The organism is Leptospira stimsonii (assembly GCF_003545885.1).
GTDB lineage: Bacteria > Spirochaetota > Leptospiria > Leptospirales > Leptospiraceae > Leptospira > Leptospira stimsonii.
In genome coordinates this window covers 59,286-81,362 of the sequence record NZ_QHCT01000010.1, presented here as the reverse complement: position 1 = coordinate 81,362, position 22,077 = coordinate 59,286, and the positions used below count along the sequence as shown (strand labels likewise).

The 22,077-nt window shown below is 41.6% G+C and carries 24 protein-coding genes; 12 read left to right on the top strand and 12 right to left on the bottom strand.

Going from position 1 to position 22,077, the window contains the following annotated elements; translation table 11 throughout:
* Positions 1-9 precede the first annotated feature (9 nt).
* Together DLM75_RS21930 and DLM75_RS21925 are read right to left on the bottom strand one after the other, a co-directional pair.
* Positions 10-342, bottom strand: coding sequence for a helix-turn-helix domain-containing protein (locus tag DLM75_RS21930; protein WP_118970638.1), 333 nt, complete (start codon positions 340-342; stop codon positions 10-12).
* Between the two features lie 42 nt (positions 343-384).
* Positions 385-627 carry a hypothetical protein gene (locus tag DLM75_RS21925; RefSeq protein ID WP_118970637.1) on the bottom strand — a complete coding sequence of 81 codons (243 nt, stop codon included), beginning with the start codon at positions 625-627 and terminating at the stop codon, positions 385-387.
* 536 nt (positions 628-1,163) lie between these two features.
* Here DLM75_RS21925 and DLM75_RS21915 point away from each other — a divergent pair.
* Genes DLM75_RS21915 through DLM75_RS21905 form a run of 3 tightly spaced genes read left to right on the top strand, consistent with a single transcriptional unit; the run spans position 1,164 to position 5,103 of the window.
* On the top strand, positions 1,164-1,892 hold the full coding sequence (locus tag DLM75_RS21915; protein WP_118970658.1) for an ABC transporter ATP-binding protein: 729 nt from the start codon (positions 1,164-1,166) through the stop codon (positions 1,890-1,892).
* Complete coding sequence (locus DLM75_RS21910; RefSeq protein WP_241548013.1) at positions 1,889-4,228, top strand: ABC transporter permease; 2,340 nt, start codon at positions 1,889-1,891, stop codon at positions 4,226-4,228. Before DLM75_RS21915 ends, DLM75_RS21910 begins: the two co-directional genes overlap by 4 nt.
* 2 nt (positions 4,229-4,230) lie before the next feature.
* Positions 4,231-5,103 carry an efflux RND transporter periplasmic adaptor subunit gene (locus DLM75_RS21905; RefSeq protein ID WP_118970634.1) on the top strand — a complete coding sequence of 291 codons (873 nt, stop codon included), beginning with the start codon at positions 4,231-4,233 and terminating at the stop codon, positions 5,101-5,103.
* 109 nt (positions 5,104-5,212) lie between these two features.
* Here DLM75_RS21905 and DLM75_RS24335 read toward each other — a convergent pair whose 3' ends face one another.
* The 9 genes from DLM75_RS24335 to DLM75_RS21860 form a co-directional block, all read right to left on the bottom strand.
* Positions 5,213-5,359: a hypothetical protein gene (locus tag DLM75_RS24335; protein WP_158586506.1), complete on the bottom strand. Its 147-nt coding sequence runs from the start codon at positions 5,357-5,359 to the stop codon at positions 5,213-5,215.
* A gap of 29 nt (positions 5,360-5,388) precedes the next feature.
* Positions 5,389-5,538, bottom strand: a complete 150-nt coding sequence (locus DLM75_RS24330) for a hypothetical protein (protein WP_158586505.1) — start codon at positions 5,536-5,538, stop codon at positions 5,389-5,391.
* A gap of 248 nt (positions 5,539-5,786) precedes the next feature.
* Positions 5,787-6,323: a hypothetical protein gene (locus DLM75_RS21895; RefSeq protein WP_147456685.1), complete on the bottom strand. Its 537-nt coding sequence runs from the start codon at positions 6,321-6,323 to the stop codon at positions 5,787-5,789.
* 529 nt (positions 6,324-6,852) lie between these two features.
* The gene (locus tag DLM75_RS21890; RefSeq protein ID WP_118970631.1) at positions 6,853-7,122 is read right to left on the bottom strand and encodes a hypothetical protein; all 270 of its coding nucleotides are present in this window, start codon (positions 7,120-7,122) and stop codon (positions 6,853-6,855) included.
* The gene (locus DLM75_RS21885; protein ID WP_118970630.1) at positions 7,115-7,666 is read right to left on the bottom strand and encodes an RNA polymerase sigma factor; all 552 of its coding nucleotides are present in this window, start codon (positions 7,664-7,666) and stop codon (positions 7,115-7,117) included. The genes DLM75_RS21890 and DLM75_RS21885 overlap by 8 nt, the downstream gene beginning before the upstream one ends.
* On the bottom strand, positions 7,656-8,093 hold the full coding sequence (locus DLM75_RS21880) for a Spy/CpxP family protein refolding chaperone (RefSeq protein WP_118970629.1): 438 nt from the start codon (positions 8,091-8,093) through the stop codon (positions 7,656-7,658). Before DLM75_RS21880 ends, DLM75_RS21885 begins: the two co-directional genes overlap by 11 nt.
* Positions 8,094-8,302: 209 nt before the next feature.
* Positions 8,303-8,977, bottom strand: coding sequence for a response regulator (locus tag DLM75_RS21875; RefSeq protein ID WP_118970628.1), 675 nt, complete (start codon positions 8,975-8,977; stop codon positions 8,303-8,305).
* Between the two features lie 134 nt (positions 8,978-9,111).
* The gene (locus DLM75_RS21870; protein ID WP_158586504.1) at positions 9,112-10,413 is read right to left on the bottom strand and encodes a GAF domain-containing SpoIIE family protein phosphatase; all 1,302 of its coding nucleotides are present in this window, start codon (positions 10,411-10,413) and stop codon (positions 9,112-9,114) included.
* A 494-nt stretch (positions 10,414-10,907) separates the two neighbouring features.
* Positions 10,908-12,194: a phosphoinositide-specific phospholipase C-related protein gene (locus tag DLM75_RS21860; RefSeq protein WP_118970625.1), complete on the bottom strand. Its 1,287-nt coding sequence runs from the start codon at positions 12,192-12,194 to the stop codon at positions 10,908-10,910.
* Between the two features lie 1,128 nt (positions 12,195-13,322).
* Between DLM75_RS21860 and DLM75_RS21855 the strand changes: the two genes are divergently transcribed.
* The 3 genes from DLM75_RS21855 (at position 13,323) to DLM75_RS21840 (ending at position 15,550) form a co-directional block, all read left to right on the top strand.
* Positions 13,323-13,886, top strand: coding sequence for a phosphoribosyl-AMP cyclohydrolase (locus tag DLM75_RS21855; protein WP_118970624.1), 564 nt, complete (start codon positions 13,323-13,325; stop codon positions 13,884-13,886).
* Positions 13,887-13,943: 57 nt separating this feature from the next.
* A complete protein-coding gene (gene mltG / locus DLM75_RS21850) occupies positions 13,944-14,960 on the top strand; it encodes an endolytic transglycosylase MltG (RefSeq protein WP_118970623.1) in 1,017 nt (338 codons plus the stop codon).
* Positions 14,961-15,292: 332 nt separating this feature from the next.
* A complete protein-coding gene (locus tag DLM75_RS21840) occupies positions 15,293-15,550 on the top strand; it encodes a hypothetical protein (RefSeq protein ID WP_118970621.1) in 258 nt (85 codons plus the stop codon).
* 126 nt (positions 15,551-15,676) lie between these two features.
* Here DLM75_RS21840 and DLM75_RS24325 read toward each other — a convergent pair whose 3' ends face one another.
* Positions 15,677-15,847, bottom strand: coding sequence for a hypothetical protein (locus DLM75_RS24325; RefSeq protein WP_158586503.1), 171 nt, complete (start codon positions 15,845-15,847; stop codon positions 15,677-15,679).
* Between the two features lie 281 nt (positions 15,848-16,128).
* On the opposite strand from DLM75_RS24325, the gene DLM75_RS21835 reads away from it, so the two are divergent.
* From DLM75_RS21835 to DLM75_RS21810, 6 genes are all read left to right on the top strand, one after another.
* Complete coding sequence (locus DLM75_RS21835; protein WP_174715106.1) at positions 16,129-17,553, top strand: sugar phosphate nucleotidyltransferase; 1,425 nt, start codon at positions 16,129-16,131, stop codon at positions 17,551-17,553.
* 41 nt (positions 17,554-17,594) lie between these two features.
* Positions 17,595-18,632 carry an NAD-dependent epimerase/dehydratase family protein gene (locus DLM75_RS21830; protein ID WP_118970620.1) on the top strand — a complete coding sequence of 346 codons (1,038 nt, stop codon included), beginning with the start codon at positions 17,595-17,597 and terminating at the stop codon, positions 18,630-18,632.
* On the top strand, positions 18,629-19,333 hold the full coding sequence (locus DLM75_RS21825; RefSeq protein ID WP_118970619.1) for a glycosyltransferase family 2 protein: 705 nt from the start codon (positions 18,629-18,631) through the stop codon (positions 19,331-19,333). The genes DLM75_RS21830 and DLM75_RS21825 overlap by 4 nt, the downstream gene beginning before the upstream one ends.
* 3 nt (positions 19,334-19,336) lie before the next feature.
* Entirely contained in the window at positions 19,337-20,533 is a 1,197-nt protein-coding gene (locus DLM75_RS21820; protein ID WP_118970618.1) for an AZOBR_p60025 family cell surface glycopolymer formation protein, read from the top strand.
* Positions 20,534-20,670: 137 nt separating this feature from the next.
* Positions 20,671-21,426 carry a tetratricopeptide repeat protein gene (locus DLM75_RS21815; protein ID WP_118970617.1) on the top strand — a complete coding sequence of 252 codons (756 nt, stop codon included), beginning with the start codon at positions 20,671-20,673 and terminating at the stop codon, positions 21,424-21,426.
* A gap of 8 nt (positions 21,427-21,434) precedes the next feature.
* Positions 21,435-22,058, top strand: a complete 624-nt coding sequence (locus DLM75_RS21810) for a hypothetical protein (RefSeq protein WP_147456684.1) — start codon at positions 21,435-21,437, stop codon at positions 22,056-22,058.
* Positions 22,059-22,077: the final 19 nt, after the last annotated feature.

Genomic DNA, 22,077 nt, shown 5'->3' with positions numbered 1-22,077 from the left:
ACCAATCGGCTAAGACTCATTTTTTTGCCTTTTTTCGGAGATATAAAGGGAAGGAGTCGATCCCACGATTCTCTTGAAGGACGGGTTGAAGGTGGATTTGGAATAAAACCGGCTTCGATAGCCAAGTGCAAAACGGAAAGTTCTTTCTTCCGGAGAAGAATCCGAAAGACGAATGAATTCACGAACTCTAGATTCGTTTACAAAATTGTAGAAATTCGTTCCCAGAACCTCGTTTAAAACCTGCGTGATACGAGCTCTTGGAATGTTCAATTCTTCGGCCGATCGGTCCAGGGAGAATTCACTGTTCCGATCCGGCTTTTTTTGATCCTTATGTTCTTTCACAGCGATGGCGTATTCGTTTCATTTTTCGAACTCCAAACCCGATCATTCGTATTTCCTCTTTTTCACGATCGAATCAGAATCATTCTGTCCGAGAAGCCACGCAGAATGAATCATACTCGGGCGAACTCCAAAGAGCGAAAAAAGAATCGTAAAGATTAGAATATCGTATCCTCGAATCGGAGGCAAAATTCTTTCGGAATAAGAATCCGCAAACTCATTCCAAAAAAAAATATAGTTTGATAGATCAAAATCGAAAATACAAGGGCGATCAAAACCTTCAACCATCCGAATCGTCAGGATTCGATCGCGGGATTTATCGGTTCCTTTTCGGCTTTGTAAATCCGAAAGAACTGAATCCGGAATAAAAAAGCAAAGAAACAAAAGTGGAGCGTTTTAAGATCCGTCCTTCCGGACCGAAAAAAAGATCGAACAACCATCGCGATTCTTCTGAAATTTTAAAAATAAAGAATAAAAAAACGAAAACAAAATAGGATCTGCCAAAATCTCTTCTTAAGATATGGGCGAAATGAAGACAACTCAAGGTTAACAAGAAAAAGACGAACCATCGATCGAAGGAAAATCGAACTCTTTTGAACCAAAGAACGAAGATAACAAAAACGGTGATCGTCAAAGAGATCGGGAGAACCGGAAAGTCAGGCGGAGGATGGGACGGACCCGTTGGAGGCATAGAATAAAATATTTCCTTTTGTTCAATGCGGATCGGATTATGGAAAGGATACACATTCGATGATGTAAATCAACTCCGAGGAAAATTATTTTTCTTTTCTCAAGTTCGAAAAAAAACAGAATGGCCCACTGCGATGACCCAAAAGATTCAGAAAAAAACCGAGATCGTATTCGAGGCCAAAAAAATCGGAAAAATCTACAAGATGGGAGAGGTCGAAGTTCCTGCCCTGCACGGAGTGGATTTGGAACTCCGATCCGGAGAATTCGTCGTTCTTTTGGGTCCCTCGGGATCGGGCAAATCCACTTTGTTGAATATATTAGGCGGTCTTGATACCCCCACTTCCGGAGAAGTCCGTTTCCAGGATCACGATTTATTTTCAAAAGATGATAAAAGTCTCACGCTATATCGAAGGGATCACGTAGGGTTCGTATTCCAATTTTATAATCTAATTCCGAGTCTTACCGCACTGGAAAACGTTTCCTTGGTAACCGAACTCAGCTCTCATCCGATGTCTTCCGAGGAAGCGCTTTCACTCGTAGGCCTTCTTGAAAGAAAAGATCACTTTCCTGCCCAGATGTCCGGAGGAGAACAACAAAGAGTTGCGATCGCGAGGGCAATCGCCAAAAGACCGGATGTACTACTCTGCGACGAACCGACCGGAGCCCTCGACTTCAAAACCGGAAGGGTCGTCTTGGATGCAATCTCAAAAGTGAATTTAGAATTGGGAACGACCACCGTCGTCATCACACATAACGCGACGATCGCGCAGATGGCGGATCGAATCATCGAAATGAGAGACGGAACGGTAATTTCCAACAAAAAGAATTCCCGCAAAAAAACATCGGAAGAGTTGAACTGGTGAAAATCCTCGATCGCAAAGTTTTTCGGGAAATGAAATCTCTCAAAGCCCAAGGAGTCACGATCGCATTGGTCGTCGCCGCGGGAATCGCGGTCTTTGTCGCATCCAGAAGCGCATACGATTCCCTTTTTTCGGCGCGTGAAAAATTCTATTCTTCCTCGTACTTCGCACAGGGATTTGTCTCCTTAAAAAGAGCGCCGGAATCGATTCTTCAAAACTTGATCGACGTTCCGGGAATCGGAACGATTCGATCGAGAATCGTTCAAGAAGCCGTATTAGATATTCCTAATGAAACTCTCCCGACTTCCGGAAGATTCGTATCCTTATCGCAAGGAATCAACGTACCTCATATTCGCTCCGGCAGACTACCCAAAGGCGACAACGAAGTTTTGTTAAGCGAAGCGTTCGCAATTGCGAATAAACTATCTCCCGGAAATCGGATCGTCGGGATCTTGCAAGGGGAGAAAAAAATTCTCACCGTAACCGGAATCGCACTTTCACCGGAGTACGTTTATATTTTCCGCGGAACCAATCCACTTCCGGACGACAAACATTTCGGAATTCTATGGATGGATCGAAAAGGAATGGAGAATGCGTTTGGAATGGTGGGCGCCTTCAACGACGCGGTTTTTATGTTCGCCCCCGGAACGCAAAAGACTTCCGTTCTAAAGAGAATCGACCAGATTTTGGAACCGTACGGAGGATACGGCGCATACGATAGGGATAAATTGCCGTCTCATTCCTTTCTAAGGGATGAATTCAAACAACTGAAAACGATGGCCTACTCTTTACCGATGATTTTTCTCGGAGTCGCCGCTTTCCTCCTTCATATCGTATCGACTCGAATCATCTCGAAAGAAAGGGAACAGATCGCAACGCTCAAAGCATTAGGATATTCGAATATAGAAATCGCTCTTCATTATCTCAAAATCATATCCGTGATCAGCGGACTCGGTTCCATATTGGGAGTTTTAGTGGGAATCTGGCTCGGCGACGCGATGAGAAATCTTTACTCCGAATATTATCGATTCCCCCACCTTGTTTTTATTTTTAATCCCTCTTTGGGCTTAATCGGAATTTTAATAGGAATTCTTGCGGGAGCGTTAGGAACTACTTACTCGATTTTCGGAGTTCTTAAATTGGATCCGGCTCAAGCGATGCGAGCGCCGGTTCCTATGAGTTTTCGAAAAAATTGGATCGAAACATATACGAAAACTCTTTCCACACAAACCAGAATGATCTTAAGAAATCTAACCAGGAGACCCGCGAGAACCTTGATCGCAATTCTTGGAATTTCAACATCGGTGATGATTATGGTTTTAGGAATGTTTTCGCGCGACGCGGTGAATGCGATGATCGAAATTCAATTCGATCTTCTCCAAAGGGAATCGATCACCGTTTCTTTTTTAGGCCCCGTTTCCAAGACCGCAGTCGACGATCTGCAAAAGGATCCTGCCGTATTATCCGCGGAAGGTTATCGAATGATTCCGATTCGAATTCGCGTTGGACATCTTTCCAAAGAAATGGCTCTGCAAGGAATACCGGATAAGGCCGAATTACGAAGACTCGTCGGAAAGAAAAGAAATATCCTCACCCCTCCAAGCTCCGGAATTTTTTTGAATTCCGGGGTCGCCGAAAAAATGAAAATCAAAACCGGTTCTCAAATTCAAATGGAAATCCTGGAGGGAAATCGAAAGAAGATCGTAGTTCGCGTTGACGGATTGGTCGAAGAACTTTTAGGACAAGGCGCTTATATGGATCTCAATTCCGTTAATCAATTGTTAGGCGAAGGAGAAAGTGTAAACCTAATCGCCTTAAGAACGGATGCTAAAGGAGAATCAGCGTTATTGTCCAGATTGAAGGACGTTCCTAAAATTTCGGGTGTTTCCACACGAGCGGGAAGCCTCAAAGTATTTACGGATACGATGTCCCGGAGCACACTCGCAACGACCGTGATTCTTTTTATATTCGCTTCTGTCATCTCAATCGGAGTCGTCTACAACACTGCAATGATTTCCCTATCCGAAAGAATTTTCGAACTTGGAAGTTTAAGAATTCTCGGTTTTACAAGGGAAGAGGTTTTTAGAATCTTAGCGGGAGAATTAGGAGTGGAGATCATCGCTTCTCTCCCGATAGGATGTATACTAGGATATGCTTTTGCCTATCTTTTGATGACGACTGTGGAAACGGAAGGATTCAAAATCCCTCTGATTATTTCTTATCGCACCTACGCAGTCGCGATTCTGATGACTTTAGGAACTTCCGTCCTGAGCTATTTTATTTTGTATTCAAAAATCAAAACAATGGATCTTCTATCGATCCTAAAAATAAGGGAATAAATATGAATTGGAAAGAAGACTGGAAGTCGGTCGCCTCAAATCGGAAATTCAAAATCGGGATCGGACTTGGAATTCTCGTTTTCGTTTTATGGTTTTTACTAAGACCTAAACCCGTCGTCTCCGAAACAGCAAAAGTGATCAGAGGAACCTATCAGCAAATCGTAGAAGAGGAAGGAATCACAAGGGTCCAGGAAAAATTTACGATCTTCTCACCCGTGAGTGGAATCTTAAAAAGAATCCATAAACACGCAGGAGAATCCGTGAGCAAAGGAGAAACTCTCGCGATCGTAAAGTGGGACTATGATCGAACCGTAAATTCGCCTATCACGGGTAAGGTGCTCAAGGTGATCAGAGAAAGCGAAGGACCGATCGAAATGGGAACACCTCTTCTCGAAGTCGGTAATACGGATCGTTTGGAAATCGCCGCAGAAGTTTTAACGCAGGAAGCGGTTCATCTTCATCCCGGAAATCCGGTCGAAATCGAAGGCTGGGGCGGCGGGAAATTGGAAGGAAAATTGCGTTTGGTCGAGCCTGCCGCTTTTACAAAAATCTCCTCCCTTGGCGTGGAAGAACAAAGAGTCAGAGCGATTGTGGATTTCGTTCCGCCGTCCGAAATGGGGGAAGGATTTCAAGTTCGTTGTAAAATCATAAGTGAAAAAAAAGAAAATCAAATCATCGCGCCGACCGCCGCATTGTTTCGAGAGGGAGAGGACTGGTTCGTCTTTCAGGTCCTGAAAAATAAAGCGAGGAAATCCAAGGTCAAGTTGGAAGCCAGAAGCGGAGAAAACGCTTTGATCACAGACGGATTGAAAGAAGGAGACGAAGTCATCTTATACCCGGGAGAAGGAATTCAGGAAGGCGCTAAGATTCGATAAATACCGAGCAGTCTCAGAATGATACATTCGTAAATTATGATTTTTGAATCAGAAATTTAACGTACATTGAGAAACGGACAGAAATCCACAGAGAGATAACCCTTGAAATTCAAAAACTCGGGTAATCTCTTTCGATCTCAAAAAAATTTAGAATTCTTTTTGCGGAAGTTTTTGCAGGCGCCATCGCGATTTTCTTACCGGGTTCGGAGGAAAGCGTATTCGTAATCGCGATTTTATCTTTTTCGCAAACGTTCAAGCAGGAAACTTCGAGAACTCGTACTCCGGCTATTTTTTCGGATCGGATGAGAGTTTTAGTTCGTTTTTGATCCTGCTCTTTCCTAAAAAACTTTCCCCCGGAATTTTCGCCGCGCACTGCGAGCAAACTAAAATGGCTCCTTCCCATCCTCCGTCCGCCGTTTCTATAACTTCGGACATTTTATTTTTTTCCGCGTCAAGTGATCCGATTCGGTTCAAAAAATGAAACATAGAATTCTCCTCGAAAAGGAAGACGCAAAACGACTCAAATCCCTGGATTTTTTTCTATCGAAATCGAAATAATCTTTCGCCTTGGAACTTATAAATAGTAAAATTGAATAAGATTGGTTGCTTATCCGATTTTTTTTCGTTAATAAATTACAACGCGCAGACAAAGTAAAAGTAATTTATATGCAAACTACCGGGATCTACTTCACTAAAGGAATTAAATTTTCACCGGAAGAAGTTACAATAAAATTATTTGTCAAGGATGTTAGTGGAAATGAAGTAGCCTCCTTAAACGGTAACGCAAATAGGAAAAATAACTCAGCAACTTCCGTTCCGTAACTCTCAAACCTTTGTTTCTTCATCATTCGTTGCTTTTCAAAAAGCGTAATATCTGTCGTAATATTCCAACCATATCCTGTTGGAATAATTCCAAGAGAATACACGAAGAAAAAATTCATCACGTATCTAAGAAGTTTTGCGGTTGTAAGTGTATAAGTAATCTCGTAATATACGACGGATGCATCTTGCGGTAGATTATTTTTCTCCTTGGAAAAGTCCATAACATGCTTTACTTGATAATCGCTAAAACACGCACAAGCTTCCACTTCGCCTTTGACCGTTTTTTCGAATTTCTCTATAAATTCCTCATCAACCTCTACTTCTTTTCCGTAGGAATCCAAACTTCTAATAGAATAAATAAAATAAGTTTTATTCATTTTTTTCTGAGATGAATTCATTTTCAAAACTTGAAATTCCTCTCGACCAAAGCTGAGACAATTCCCCAAAAACAATATCACCAAAACTAAAAACGTTTTTTGTATTTTATTCACTGAATTTACCATTCATTTAATTTTATTTTCAAAATTCAGAAATAAAAAAACTAAAACACTTCATTAAAGAGAATTCAATCTCACAGACAAAAGGAGAACTAAATCAAATTAAGCCCATACATTTAATCTTAATTAGAAATCTATTTTAATTTTTGTTATAACTAATTTCAAACTACAGTTTAGCTTATTAAAATAGATAAGCAATCAATAAAGAGACTAATGTGGCGACATATAAATTAAATGACTTTCATTTGACAATTTACGAATTCCGTAACAAACTACTTGAAAAATTCGAAAAAAAAATATGTTATTTGATTTTAATTTAATAATATGCTATTCTGCACAAAGATCAGGTTGGCGAGGTCCGTTCTATTTCATTCTCCTCCATCCGGCTTAGGGGAAAGAGGTTATAGAAAATGGGTTGTTTCTACCGAATTCAACGATTGAAAGCTTCTTCCAATTCTTCAAAAACACCGATACTCAAAAGGTCTTGATCACGAGAATCCATGATTGAATCCTGAACCCAGAATCCGACGTACATACTCAAGCCCAAGAATAGAGCGAGCGAAGCACCTACGATTCTTTTGTTTCTCGTTTCCCTTTTATCTCTTCTGACCACGTTAGACGAAATTTGCTTCACCCAATCCTGGTTCTGTTTTCTTTTTAAAATCTCTCCCTTCATAGGAGAGGAATTATGATTATTCATAAAATTTCTCCTTTGTTCCGACTCGTTTCATCATTTCTTTTCCTCGCGCGGCCCTAGACTTTACCGTTCCAGGTTTTACACCCATGGTTTCCGCGATTTGTTTTTCCGTATAACCAGCTAAATAGAATTCCAAAACTCTTCTGTATTTATCGGGAATCTTTACTAAAAGGGAACGAAGTAATCCGATCACTTCCTGGGAATTACTCTCCGCGTCCCCCGACTTTCCGTTCAAGCTGGAATTTCTAGTTATAAAATCTTCCGGTTTTTTCGAGCGAGCCAATTTATCGGCGCGCTCTTCTTCTCTTTTCAGCTTATCGTTCATTCTGAGGGATTCGTTTCTGGCGATCGCGTACAACCAAGTGCTCAGTTTGGATTCTTTACGAAACTGGTCTTTTTTTAAGGCTTTGTACGCGCGAAAATAGGTTTCTTGCGCCACGTCGTCGATAGCATAAGAAAACCTCTCTGCGAGGTTTTTTTCAATCGCAGAGAGGACAATGTCCCTAGTGGAACTAACGATATCTGTAAATTCAGATTCAGTCATCATGATGATGATGTTTCTTTTGAAACTCTGTAATCAAATCCACAAATTTATTTCTTTGTTCTGGAGTGAGAATCGCATGAAACTCAATCGCTTTTTTGGTCATGTATTGTCTCATCTCCGTCATCTTACCCATCTCCAATTCAAACGACTTGTTTATCTTTTTTTCATCTAAAGTCGGTTGACGAAACTCTGCAAGTGCCTCCGCTGGAATTCTTGGGCCTTCGAGTTTCAGTTCCTTTCTCTTAGTTAGAACTTCGTCTTTGATACGATTGAGTTCTTTCTTTTGAGAATCATTCAGATCCAATTCCGAGCTAATCTTCTTTACTACGAACTCCGCTCTTTTTTCAGGGGACTTATAAAACCTACATCCTCCCGCAAACAAAGCCGCGATTACAAGAATCAGACCGGAAACTTTAAAAAATCCTTTCATTGGATTCCTCCCATTTTCTAATCCTCTGACCAAAAGGCCCAACTCAGGTTCCAATTTTTTTTATTCGGAATTTTTCGAGTTCTCATTAAAAAATGGAATCCTTTTGCGAAACAAGGATCGGAACCCTCTCAAGTAACCCCCAGACGAATAAAGAAGAAGCGCAAAAGGAAATCTTATCTTTTTCTAAAGCGGAAATTCTGAAATAAATTTCATTCGTTTAGAATGCTGATGTCTTCCTTTTTGATTTCATATTTGATTGCAAGACGATCTCTAAGAGTGGAAAGCAATTGTTCTCCATTCTTAAAAAAATAGAACTCCGGATTCACTTTAATCACGATGCTTCGCAGACTAGGAAGTTCCTTCAAAAAAAATGAAATTTCCTGAACGAGTTTTTCAACACTTTTTCCGAAAGGACAACCTTTTAATTCGATTCCGACTCCGTGACCTGAACTCGTAAAAGGAAGTATTTCGAAGGGATACGCCTTCTTATCGATTAGAGTATTCGCCTTAATGCTCAAACCTTGGCAAATTTTTTCGATTAGGATATTCGTATCGACCGGCTTTAATAGATAGGCAACGAGATTCCTATTGTGAACCGCTTGTAAAATCGTTTCTTTTTCGTTGCTCACCGTTAAAAAGATAATCGGCGTTAAACGATTTATCTCCGGAATTCTTTCCAAAAGACTAAGACCGCTTTGTTTCGGCATTTTATTATCCGTAATTATCAAATCGTAACGTTGTTTTCTCAGTTTGATTTCCGCGGCAACCCCGTCCACAACGTGATCCACTTCAAAATTGTATCTTTCCACGTGGCGGATGAGAAGTTCCGCGTTGGTTTCGTCGTCTTCCGCAAGAAGAATGGAATAGTTTTTCGCGTTTTTCATGGTTTCCTTTGTCTCCAATAAACGGTGGCGTCACACATTTCCTTCGTTTTTGTTTTTTGACAATTGCTTTCGCGAGAAAGGACTACAATTCTAAATGACGTTTCAAAATTCGAAAGAAAATCGCGAACAATAAACTATTTCCTTTCGAGGGCAAGAAGTGTAAGGTCGTCAGAAAAGCCTTCGTGAGCGACTCCCATAAAACGATTCACTTCCGAAAAAACTTTTTGACAAAGCTCATCCAAAGGTTCGTTTTCGGAAGAATCCAAATTAGAAAGCAATCGTTCTTCGGAAAATAATTCTCGATTCGGATTGAACGCTTCTATAATTCCATCCGTATAAAGTACCAAACGATCGCCACGATCCAGGTGAAACGGCACCGTCTCTAATTTTAGAGGAATTAGATCCGTAAGCAATGCGCCCGTTTGATAAAATACGTAAGGTTTTTTACCTTTGCTGAGCAAAACGGGAGGACAATGTCCCGCGTTCGTCATTCTTCCTTCTCCCGTTTTCACGTTTAGAGTTCCGAGAATCGCCGTGATAAAATGGCCGGCAAATTTTCCGGCGAGGGATTCGTAAATTAGAGCAATACCATATTCAGGATTTTGAATAAACGATCTCCAGTTTGAATAGGACATCTTCACCATCGAGGCGAGCAAAGCGGCGGAAACCCCGTGACCCGAAACATCGCAGATAAAAAAACCGAGAATATGATTTTCCTCGTCATAAAGGAAGTCTACGAAATCGCCGCCGATTTCCATCATCGGTTCGTAAAGATATTGTAGATCCAAGTAGTCGGATTTCGGGAGAGTGGCCGGAAGAAGAGCACCTTGTATCTTTTTTGCCATCTTGATCTGATGTTCCAATTCTTCCTTTTGGCTAAGAATAATTCTGGTTCTGGTTCTGACCGTGTATTCCAAACGTTCATTCGCTTTTTTTAATTCTTCTTCCGCTTTCTTTCTTTCCACCGCTTGAAAGATTCTTGGAATCATATCGGAAAGCGAACCCACAAAGGTTTGTTCTTCCAGCGTCCAAGAATGACGTTTGCCGACGTGTTCATTACAAATGATTCCGAGAAGTTTTCCATCCATGAGAATGGGCGCATCCAACATTGAAAGAATGTTCAAAGGTAATAGGTAATTCGGAGCAAATTCTTTCGTAGAATTGTCGTGAATCGCGTCGTCCGCGACGATCAATCTTTCATCTTTGAGAACTTCGAAATAACGTGGATAGTCTTTTTGAAAAAGTTCCATTCCGGAATTGTGAGAATTTTCGGAGAGGATAAAAAGATCGAGACATTGAATGGAGGTTTTTGTCTCGCTATAAAACCAGATGCTACAACGTTCACAATCCAAAGCTCTTGAAATCGATTCCGTAAGGACGTGTAACGCAGGGATTAAATCGCCTTTGTCGAGTATCGGATTTTTTGCTAAGGACATAAGCTCCCTGTTAAAGCGACGTAGAGTTTCCTCCTTAGTTTGGATTGTGTTTGGTAGCATCGATTTGATTGAAATCCCGTTTCGCTTGGCGCCCAAGAAATTCAGGTGATTAGGTTGTCATAAAAATGGAAAAATTCCATCTCTTTTTGTCCTTATAAATCAATTATTTACAAGTCTCCGATTCTTCTCAAAAAAAATTCTTATACTCTTTCTTTCGGCTAACAGAGGAGGGATCGAAATAGGAAAGTGAATTTACTCTCGAGAGGTCAACAGGAAAGAAAAAGAGAACGGATGGAATCGACGATAAAATGGTCTTTCAACCAGAAAACGAAGGTTTTGTGGGAGTTCCGACAAAGAGGAAGTTTAGAAAAAGGAGTGGAAACAAATCGAGAGTTTTCCTTTCGAGTTTCTGAAAAACCCGATTCTTATGAAGTTAAAAAAAAAGGACGGATCAATCCGTCCTAGGAGATTTTTAAAAGAGTTGCTCTACGGGATCAATATCCTAAAAGCCAGTTTCCTTCCGAAGTCTGATCCGTAAGGTTGATCCAAAGATCGCCGGCGCCGACCGAATTCTTAGCCTCTAAGAGTTTTCTGTTTTCGTACGGTGTCAAAGGTGCAGAGAATTTATATCTTCCTCCCGTTTCCGAAGAACACTGTGAATTTCCGGAAGACCAAGATCCGCCGCCTGAAGTCACATACCAGTTACCCGAAGCGTCTTTACAAGAAAAACGATTCCAAGAGGAACAGTTGAGATCGTTCCATCTTCCGTTGGACCAGACGACGGCGCAGTGTTCACTTCCCGCCCAGTTGTTCGGCTCGGAAGAATTCCAGGACCAGATCGCTTTTTTGGCAAAGTCCGGATCAAACTGATCTATGCCGAATACGTTCACCTCACATGCCAGCATCGACTGAATATTTGCATCCGTAAAAGATCCGCTCTCCTTTACTCCGTCATAGAACCCGAAGTAATTTGTCGTATCGTTAAAGAAACGGACCATAGAAGAATTGTAAGTCGCTCTGGAATAATTACAATCCGGATAACCTTTGAATTCTTTCGGACTTCCCGTCGAAGCGCCGAAGAAGATTTTTTTAAAGTAGCCGCTCCACTGAGAATCGTAGCAACCATTGCTCATAAGAAGAATTCTTTTGTTGGACGCGACCATATCGCCTAACTTCGGCATATTCTCCGGAGAGGGTATTTCGGAACAACTTCCGGAATAACGATACAACCAAGGATCCAGATAATCTTTAAGAGTTTGAAGAGCTTCGGAAGAATGACCGTCGAACTTATCTTCAATATAAAGAACGAGAACTTCGTTGCGATTCGAGACGTTGGAAACCCAATCTCGAACCTCTTCTAAACCTTTATAAAAAGGACGATCGAAGACGTTACAACCCACGTGGTTGTCCTGACCGTGACAAAGAAGAAGTTCCTTACGAGCGCGGGTTCCCAAAGTCCAGTGAACGTCCAATTCGATAAACCTTGCGCCAAGGCGAAGTTGTTCACCGATGGAATACTTTTGATTCGGAAACGCGTAAGAGAAGAACGGACCGGCGTATGACTTGCTGTTATACGAATTGTGGGTTCCGTAAAAAAGGGCTCTGTGAACCGGAAGGTTCGCGTTTACCTGCGTTTTTCTTTGAATGGAAAGAACCTTGTTTTCGAAAGACTTCTCAAAAACGTCGATCGGATTTTCCACGACGGAGCCTCGACTCGCGTAAAGATTTCCCATCGCTCCCAGAAAAAGAGAGAAGATGAGAATGGATAAAATTCTCTTCATAAGTTTCACCTTTTGTATATTTGGCTTTCCTCCGAATCGGAGGTTTTCACTGAAAAAGGATAATAGCGGGAGAAGTTAAAAACTCACTTATATTCTGCTTACAAAGAATTCTTTTTTTTGAATCCGAAATTCGAAACGACTTGATTCATCGATTTTTGAATCGTAAATCCTTGATTTTATTAAATAACATAAAAAAAACAGGCTCGAAAACGCTATAAATAGATGTTATTTTAAAAATATCTAATAATGATCCTAATCCGGGTAAGTATTCAGTTACCAGAAAAGTTCTGATCATTTCGTTCGTTGCGAGAGTTCAATCTTCTAATATTTTGAAGTCAGGCGAATGTTCAGTCCATATCCCATCGGTGACGATCTGTCCTGAGTTTACGAATTCCACTTTTTACGATTGAATTTGTATGGAGCAATTAGATTCACTTTAAATTTTTCTTAAGTTCTTAATTCAAAGAATCGGAGTCATCAGTATATCCTCAACGAAGACTTTGATTTTATCCTCTCCTTTCTTTCTACAGAAAGCTTCTCCGAAGCGTTTGTTTTTCTGCGACGAAGTGCTTTTTAGCCGAGCGAAGATAGGAATCTCATTTTGTCGACGATGACTTTTGTATCCTTTCCACGTTTCATTTTGTCAATTCGTATGCCCTTTTAATCCCGAAACGAATGTCTCATTGACGAAGCAGGTGCATAAATCGATTTGAGCCATTTTTTCTAAATATAGGAGCGATACTTCCAATAGTTGATTCTGAGTTTCATTCGTTCGCTATCCTTGAAATCCTCGATGACAAGTTTGATTTGCTGGATAACAATCAGGTAAATCCATTCAAGTAGCTCTGGTTCGAAGTATCCAATAAAATCCATCGAATATCGATCTTAAATCCACTCATTCTTCCGGCTCGATGAGTCAAACCAAAAGCAAATTCGACGGATCGTTGGTTCAGTCTCAAGATCGGCTTACGATTGCTTTTCTATAATTTTTGAATTAGAGATCCGTGAAAAAGGTAGGCTTACTCGTCGAAGGACGGTTTTCAAGATTGGTTCTAAAATCTCCTGTAAGACTGGACTGAAAGTGAATTCCAAAAATTCTGGTTCAGAGTAGAATCCTTCGAAAAAAATATGAGTTCCCGCAAAATTACAGTTCTCAAAGTAAAAAGTCCCGAAAGAACGATCTCTTCTTTAACTCGTTTTTCCGAAGAAGAATTGGATCCTTACAGAAAAACTCTTCCTTCCGGAACAAGGGAAGAAGTGGATTGCGACGAAGATACGATTCTTTTTCTTCATTCCGGTTTTGATCCGCTGGAATTTGTGAGAACGAAGGAGATCCTACATCTTCCGGATGGAGAAATGATTCCCGTCGTTGCGATCGATCCGAACGGAGAAATTCTGATGCAGGCTTTTGGGAACGAGGAAAGTCAGAGATTGACTTTGGAAACCGGATTCGCGCATTATTTTAGCCGTTCTCGGAATCAGCTCTGGAAAAAAGGGGATACTTCCGGACATACTCAGAAAATTCTCCAGATTCTTTCCCCAAAGGACGGTTCCTTTTTGGTCTATCAAGTGGAGCAGAAAGTGGCGGCTTGTCACGAAGGATACTACAGTTGTTTTTTTAGAGAAAGAATGCCGGGAGGAGAATGGAATCCGCTTCCTATCCCAAGAAATTTTCTTCCAGAAAAGAGCTAAAATTGCATTCTGACCTTGAACTCTCTTAAAAACCGGTCGAAGGAAATATAAGAACTTATGAATTTTAAAAAACTTTTGATTTTCGCGGGGCTCTTTGTAGGAGCTCTTCTTCTGATCGCGGTTACGACTTTTTTTGTCGTCGATGAACTCAAGGGAGGAGCCGTAGGTTCCGGCCAAACAAAGTTGGATCTTCTCATCGAATCCGGAGATACTCCGGGAAAAATCGTGGAAACTCTTTCCACTCACGGGATGATCAAGTCCTCGAAATACTTTCTCTATCTCGTTCGTTTTACAAGAAGCGCGGGAAAGATCAAACAAGGTCTCTATGAGATCAACGATGGGATGGATTCTCGAAAGATTCTCCAAGTGATCACGGAAGGAAAGGTAAAACTCGTAAACTTTACGATTCCGGAAGGTTATAACAATCGTCAGATCGGAGATCTTCTTACTTCCAAAAAGCTCATCTCGAAACGTCAGGATTTTTTACTCGCGGCGAGCGAACCCGAACTCTTGAGAGAATTTAAAATTCCGGCAACTTCTGCGGAAGGATATCTATTCCCGGAGACATACAGTATTCCGATCAACTTTCCGGTGGATAAGATCGTAAGAATGATGATCAAACGATTCTACGTAAGAATTCAGAAGATCGAAAAAGCTAAGAATCTTTCTCCAGCAGAACTTCATAAATTTATAATATTGGCTTCCGTCGTCGAAAGAGAAGCGAAGAGAAACGAAGAAAGACCTCTGATGGCGGGAGTTTTTAACAATCGTCTGAAAAGAGACATGCCTCTCGAATCCTGTGCGACGATTCAATATCTTTTTGACAAACCTCACAGTAGAATTTTTGAAAAAGATCTAAAGATCGTTTCTCCTTACAATACCTATTTGAACAAAGGGTTCCCACCGGGTCCGATTTCGAATCCTGGCTTTCCCGCATTAGAAGCGGCTTTTTATCCAAAAGAATCGGAATATCTTTTCTTTCTCTTAAAAGGAGATGGGTATCATTACTTCGCTAAGACCTTGAAAGAACATTTGGAAGCGAAGAAAAAATACATCGATGTTCTTTACGATTGAGGAAAGAAGAATCATTCTTCAAGGCCGGCCAATCCGTCCTGGAGAATGATTCTAAAAAATCTCCGAATCCTTCTAAAAAAATTTTTTGAAACCGATTTCGATTCAAGAACCGGAAATTCAGTTCTCTTTGAATTTGAAAAGTAGGGCTTTTCCGAAATTGTATCTCCAACGGACTTGAAGTCCGTTTACAAGCTTTTTTCTGGGAGCTTATTTTGTCGGACCAAGCGGTGCGGGATCTCCACAAATAGAGGAGATCTGGAAAAAAAGTCTTAAAATTCTTCTGTACAGAAAACGAATTCTTAGGCCGAATTAAAAAAAGTAAGGAATTCAAAATGGCCACTCCTGATTTAGAAATTAAAACAGTCGCTTTAGAATTGATGGAAGTTCAGAGAGCTCTCAATGTATTCCGGGAAAAACAGAAGAATCGCGAATCCGTCGACGACGCCGCGATTGAGTTCGTAACCAAGGCGGACCTTGTCATTCAGAGAGCCGAAAGAAAAGAAATCTTTTTGACGGAAGACCAAAAGAGAAAGATCAAAAACAATCTTCTTCGCATTCGGGCCTCTCTCGTTCGAAATCAGGCTTCTTAGGAAGTTTTTCTCTTCTCAATTTGCTTCTCCGGGTTTCCTTTTCTACAGCGAGCGCTTGGAGGGAATTGAAAGTGTCTCTCTCAAGAAGTGCATTTGTAGGAGCTCTTCAAAACTAAAAAAAGGACTTCAAAATTCTTTTTGCAGAAGAAGAATTCCTGCGCTGAGTCGAGTCTCTCTAAAATTTCCCAAAGACCCCTGCCAGGATCCAAAAAACTCCACGTTCTTACTTCCTAAAACGAGAGATCCTGTTTGTTCGCCGATTTTTAGAGAAACGTTGTCGGAGTTCCGACAACGCATTTCTGTGAATTTTTCCTTGCAGAATAAGAATTTCTGTGCTAAGGAAAGTTTCCCGAAAAATTCCCGCGAACCCGCCTCCTCCACCCGATGAGGGTGGGGACCGCGACTTTCACAGAAAAGCAGTCGTTGTTCCTACCGGTTTTCGAAAGAACGAACGTATCATTTTGAAATCGCTTCTTCGTTCTCCGATTTCCATTCTCCAGAATCTCTCCTCCAAATCCTTTTTGACACCGCAAGCCTGTAAAAATAGCCTATCTCCAGTGGAAAAGATTGAAGTTGGTGTGATCGCCGCGGCGGGCAAGGGGACCAGGGCCTATCCTAGGACAACCTACATTCCTAAGCCTTTATTTGAATTTCAGGGAAAGACGATCCTGGAAAGAAATGTGGAACTCATGCAGACCACCTTCAAGGTCAAAAAGATTTATGTCCTCGTCGGACATCTCAAGGAAATGGTCATTTCTGAAATCGAAAAGATTCAGAAAAATCACCGCAACGTAGAAATCATTCCTTCTCCTTGGACGACCAAGGGACTCGCGAGCGATATCGCAAGTTTAGAATCTCAAATCCATTCTCCTTTTATCACGATCTTGGGAGACGAATTTTACTTTCATCCCGATCATAAGAAATTCTTAAATACGCTCCAAAAACATCCGAAGCTCATCGCCTCCATCGGAGTTCAAAAGACTTCTCTTCTTTCTCGGATTCGTAAGAATTATTCCGTGGAACTCAAAGGCGATCGGATTCTTGAACTCGTCGAAAAACCTTCCGATCCTCCGAACGATCTCCTCGGCCTCGGAAGTTATCTCTTTACTCCGGCGTTTTTTGAATACTTTAAAAAAACTCCTCCTTCTCCAAAAAGCGGCGTCATCGAAATCACGGACGTCATCGACTTCATGGCAAAAGAGAGTGGAAAGGTTTTTGCGACCGAGTTGGATGTGGAATACTTCAACATCAATTCCATGCAGGATTACCACCACGCCGTTTACGAAATTCGTAATGAAGAATTCGCCCGTTTTAAAACGACATTGATCATTCCCACAAAAAACAACGAACGTTCCATAGCGGATGTCATCGTCGATTTTAGAGGCAAGGTAGACGAGATCCTCGTAGTCGATGCGGGATCTACGGATAAAACATTAGAAATCGCTAAAAAAGAAAAAGCTAAAATTCTTCACTTCGACGCGGAAGGCGCTTACGACGTTTTCGGAAAACAGATCCAAAAAGGAATTCATTCCGCGTCTGGAGATATTACGATCATCGTAACCCCCGACGGTTCTTATCGTTCCAAAGATTATCCGAAGTTATTGGAATATCTGAAAGATTCCGATATGGTCATCGGAACTCGTACGACTCGGCAGATGATCGAGCAGGGTTCCAATCTTTTGCCGGGAGTCCGTGTCGTAAATCTGATTCTCGGAAAACTCATCGAAGTGTTTTGGTGGGGAATGGAACCGCGTTTTACGGACGCGATGTGTTCTTATTTCGCGATCTGGAAAGATTCCTATTCTAAAATTGAAGAACGACTGCAAATGGAAGATCAGAGAATCATTCCCGAACTCATGATGGAAACGGTAAGGTCGTATATGCGTTGTATCGAAATTCCGATTTCTTATTATCGCCCGATCGAATCGATCAAAAAAAAGATAGCGCAGGAATTCCTCTCTATCGTCCGGCTTATGGTTCGTAAAAAATGGTTCGGCAACTAGTTTAGAATTTTGTAATTATAGAATATAGAAAAGGGATATTTATGGCAAAGAAAGTTTTAGTAACCGGTGGATGCGGATTTTTGGGTTCTCACGTTTGTGAATTGTTTCGTAAACAAGGTTGGGACGTGATCAGCTATGATAGTATGACCAAATACGAATTGAAAAGAACCGGTTACGGCACGGAAGCCACGAGAGAATACAACTGGAACTATTTACAAGCGCTCGGAGTTACGATGGTAAAAGGGGATATCCGAAATCTCGAACATCTTCTCGACCGAACCACCGGTTGCGACTTTATCGTTCACACCGCGGCTCAACCCGCGATGACGATTTCTTGGGAAGATCCCGAGCTGGATATGACGACTAACGTTGTAGGAACTTTTAACGTCCTCGAGGTTGCAAGAAAAAGGAATATCCCCGTAGTCAATACGAGTTCGATTCACGTTTACGGAAACTCGATCAATGATTCCCTAAAAGAAGGAGCGACTTCTTACGAAAGAACTCCCGTCGCAATCGGTGAAGAACAACCGGTGATGGTGGGGGAGATTTCTCCTCTTCACGCTTCAAAGATGAGCGCCGAACACTACGTGAGAACTTACGTGGACATGTATAAAATCAAAGCCGCTTCCTTTCGTTTTACCGGAATCTACGGCGAACGACAGTTTGGTGGAGAGGACCACGGTTGGGTCGCGAATTTTGCGATTCGTTCCGTCTTCGGTTGGCCTTTGAGAATTTTCGGAACCGGAAAACAAGCTCGCGACATTCTCTACGCGGCTGACGGAGCGGAGAGTTATCTTCGTTGGTTTGAAAATCCGACCCCGGGCGTTTTTAATATCGGTGGCGGACCGGATCACAAAATTTCTTTATTAGAATGTATTCATATGATCGGTGACATTCTCGGAAAGAAACAAGAGATTCAATTCGACGTGGAAAGACCCGGAGACATGCGTTACTTTATCTGCGATATCACGAAAGCGAAGAAATTCGGATTCAACCCGAAATTCAAACCGAAAGAAGGCGTGGAAAGATTGATCCGTTGGATCGAAGCAGACAAGTCCGTATTCGAAGTTAAAAAATGAAAAACCTCGTCGTAATCCCGGCCTACAACGAGGAAGAAACCATCCGAGAAGTCGTAGAGCGCGCTCTCGCTTATTCGGACGTTCTCGTGGTGGACGACGCTTCGAAAGATAGAACACCGGAAATTCTCAAAGAACTCATCAAAAAGAATCCGAAAAAACTTTTTACGATCCGTCACGAGAAGAATACTCACATTCCCGGCGGAATTCAGGACGGGATGAAGTTTGCCGTCAAAAAAAAATACGATTCCGTTGTTACAATGGACGCGGGTCTTTCCCACGACCCGGATAAACTTCCGGAATTCATTCAAGCGGACGCGGACCTCGTGATTGGAAGCCGCGTGACTTCGGACGGTGTTCCACTTTACAGAAAGCTAATATCCTTTATCGCCGCGAAGGTGATGAACTATTGTATCTCCCCCGGGTTCTTCGATCTTTTTGGATATCGTCTGAAAGACTGCACTTCCGGTTATCGAAAGTATTCCAAAAGAGCCTTTACTTGGATCGCAGAATCCAAGTTGGAATCGATCGCCTTCGACTTTCACATGGAAGCTCTTTCCATTGTCGCGAAAAATCGAGGAACGATTTCCGAGATCGGGATTCATTACGTCTTCTCGAATTCTTCTTTCAATCGAAGGGTTTTGAAACAGGCGATTCGATTCGCATTAAAACTTCTCAGAAGAAAATTAGGTCTGGCTGGTTAGAATATGAAATTGGAAACCTGGCTTCAAAAACTCGATTCTCCCTTAAAGGGACTTTTGATTCTTACTTTTCTCTACGGACTTGTGACGCTCGCACTCTGGTCTCGTTACGAATGGAATCCTTCTTCGATGGTCAATTTCGGAGAAGAGTTTATCAAGAAGAATGAAGCGGAATCTCCGAGTGGAGTCGTGGCATTCAAAGGAAAAGAAGGCGACCTCGGCGCCGGTTACGACGGACAGATCTTTTACTATTATTCCAGATCGATTTCCAATTTGAGTTTCGAATGGCCGATCGGTTTCGACGCGACTTACAGAGCCCCGAGAATCGGTTATCCTCTGCTTCTTTCCGTCTGGGGAATTTTTGGAAAGTGGGGAAACATCGCGGGAATGTATATTCTCAGTCTTTCGCTTCTTTATCTTTCCTATTTAGCGTTACGCGTCCTTTTAAAAGAAAAATCACACTGGGCGATTTTGTATCTGATTTCCCCTTTTACTTTGGCGAGTTATTCGGTTCTTGTGAGCGATACGATCATGGTTTCCTTGATCGTCCTTGCGATTTATTTTTATCAAAAGGAAAGTTATATTCCTTTTTATATTCTTTCCGGCCTGGCTTTGGTGACTAAAGAGCCCGCGTTATTCTATCTTTTCTCCTTGGGACTCGCGGCATTATCTAAAAAAGACATTAAGAAAATGTTAATCGTCGGTTCAACTTTGCTCGTTCCGGTTCTCTGGCAAGTGTACCTGAAATATACTCTACCGAATTGGACTCCGACGAGGCTCGCGGTCTTTATGATTCCTTTTGAAGGAATTTTTAAATATCTTTTGGAGTTGGCGGGAAGTTTTACGAGCGGAGGAGGGTTGAAACAAATCGTTCGATCTTTTTCCAAATTCCCTCTTGTCCTTCAGTTTCTAACCATGTTTTTGATTCCACTTACGGGATCTTGGAAGAAAGGAACGTTTTACAAAATCGGATTCTCCTTGGTGATCCTGATGATCGCGATTGCGAACCACTACCATTTTTGGTCCGAGTATATCAACACGATCCGTCTTTTTACGTTTGCGATTCCATTCTATCTTTTTATCAAAGCCGAAGACGAGAAGATCATTGATCGACCGTTCTTGATTCTTTTCTTTATAAACTTGGTTTTGATTCTCGCTAGACTGACGGTTCTTTACAAGGTTCAGGACTACGTAATCCGATAATTCTTTTTTACCTTGAGAATTCCTTTTTGACAAAGAATTCTCAAGGTAAATATTGAGGTCCAAAACCAAGACGGATTGAAGGTCCGAGTTCGCGAGAACTTCGAGAAAAGAATTCAATTTCGTGAAAGGAACTTCCAATGGTAAGATTTCGAGTCTTCGTCGCATTCATTTTACTTCTGATTCTCACGGAAACTCTCTTTCCGCAAACTCCTCCCAACAAAGACGCGATCAAAAAGAAGGATCAGTGCGTCGAACTCTACAATCAAAGACAATTCGAAAAAGCTCTCGAAGCTTGTAATAGAGCGATAGAGTTGAACCCGAAGGACGGGAATGCGTATGATCTCAGAGGTTGGATCAAAGTAAATCTCTACAAATATGAGGACGCGATTGCAGATTTTAACACTGCGATCCAATTGGATGCAAAAAACGCGCAGGCGATTTTTAACCGCGGTTATACGTATTATTATATGAACGAATACAAAAAGGCGTTAACGGATATCAACGAATCGATTCGTCTCAACCCCGAGTTCAATCGTTCTTATCTGATGAGAGGAAAGATAGGAAACGAATTACAAGCCTACGAAGAGGCAATTCAAGATTTGAATCGTTGTATCGAAGTCGATCCGAATTGGGTGGAAGCTTTAGTGGAACGTGGAATCGTTTACATCAAGACGAGCAAATTAGGGGAAGCGTATCAAGATTTTGATAAGGTGGTTCAGCTCGATCCGAAGAACGCGAGGGCCTTTTACAACAGAGGAATCATTTTGGTTTCGGTGGAGAATCCGGAATTCAAAAAGAACGGATGTTATGATCTTTATCAGGCGCATTCTCTCGGTCATGAAAAAGCGATCAAGGCCTTGGACCATTTTTGCGCGGAATTTAAGAAGAAGTGATTTTAGGAATGAAAGAAACGAACTCCCGAACGTTACGCCGCATTCCTCTTTGTCTTCTGCTTTTCATTTTTTCTTTTTGTGGAACCGCTTCTAAGCAGAATGCGAAGTCCGATCCGATAAAAAATTCTCACTCCGTGAGAGGAGTCAGTTACAGCGATTATGCAGTGAGGAACTTGGAAAACGGAATTTCAATTTCCATTCCTAAAGATTGGACCCTTAAGAAATCGATCCAGAAAGAGTTAAAAGGAAACTCTTACTATTTTGAAAAAGAAGGAAACGGATTGATCCACGGGATCACCGTGGTCGTCGTATCGGATAAGAATTTAGTTTTTCAGAAAGTGCTTCCGATTTCTCCCATCCTAAAATGGTCGAACAATCCGGAACTCATCAAAGGTTTTAATTTTACCGAATATATGCCCTTCGAATTAGAGAACAACGTAGAGAAACACCAATTTCTTGCGGCGATGTTATCTTTGGGCGCTATGTACGAACTGATTTACGAATTTAAAAACGGACAGGTGATTCTTGCGTCGTCGATCATATCGACTGTTCCCTTGCTGAGTTCCGAAGAACACAATATCGAATTCGAACAGACGATGTTCATCTTAAAATCGATCCGGTTGACTCAGTAACCTTTTTGCGTTTTTAAAT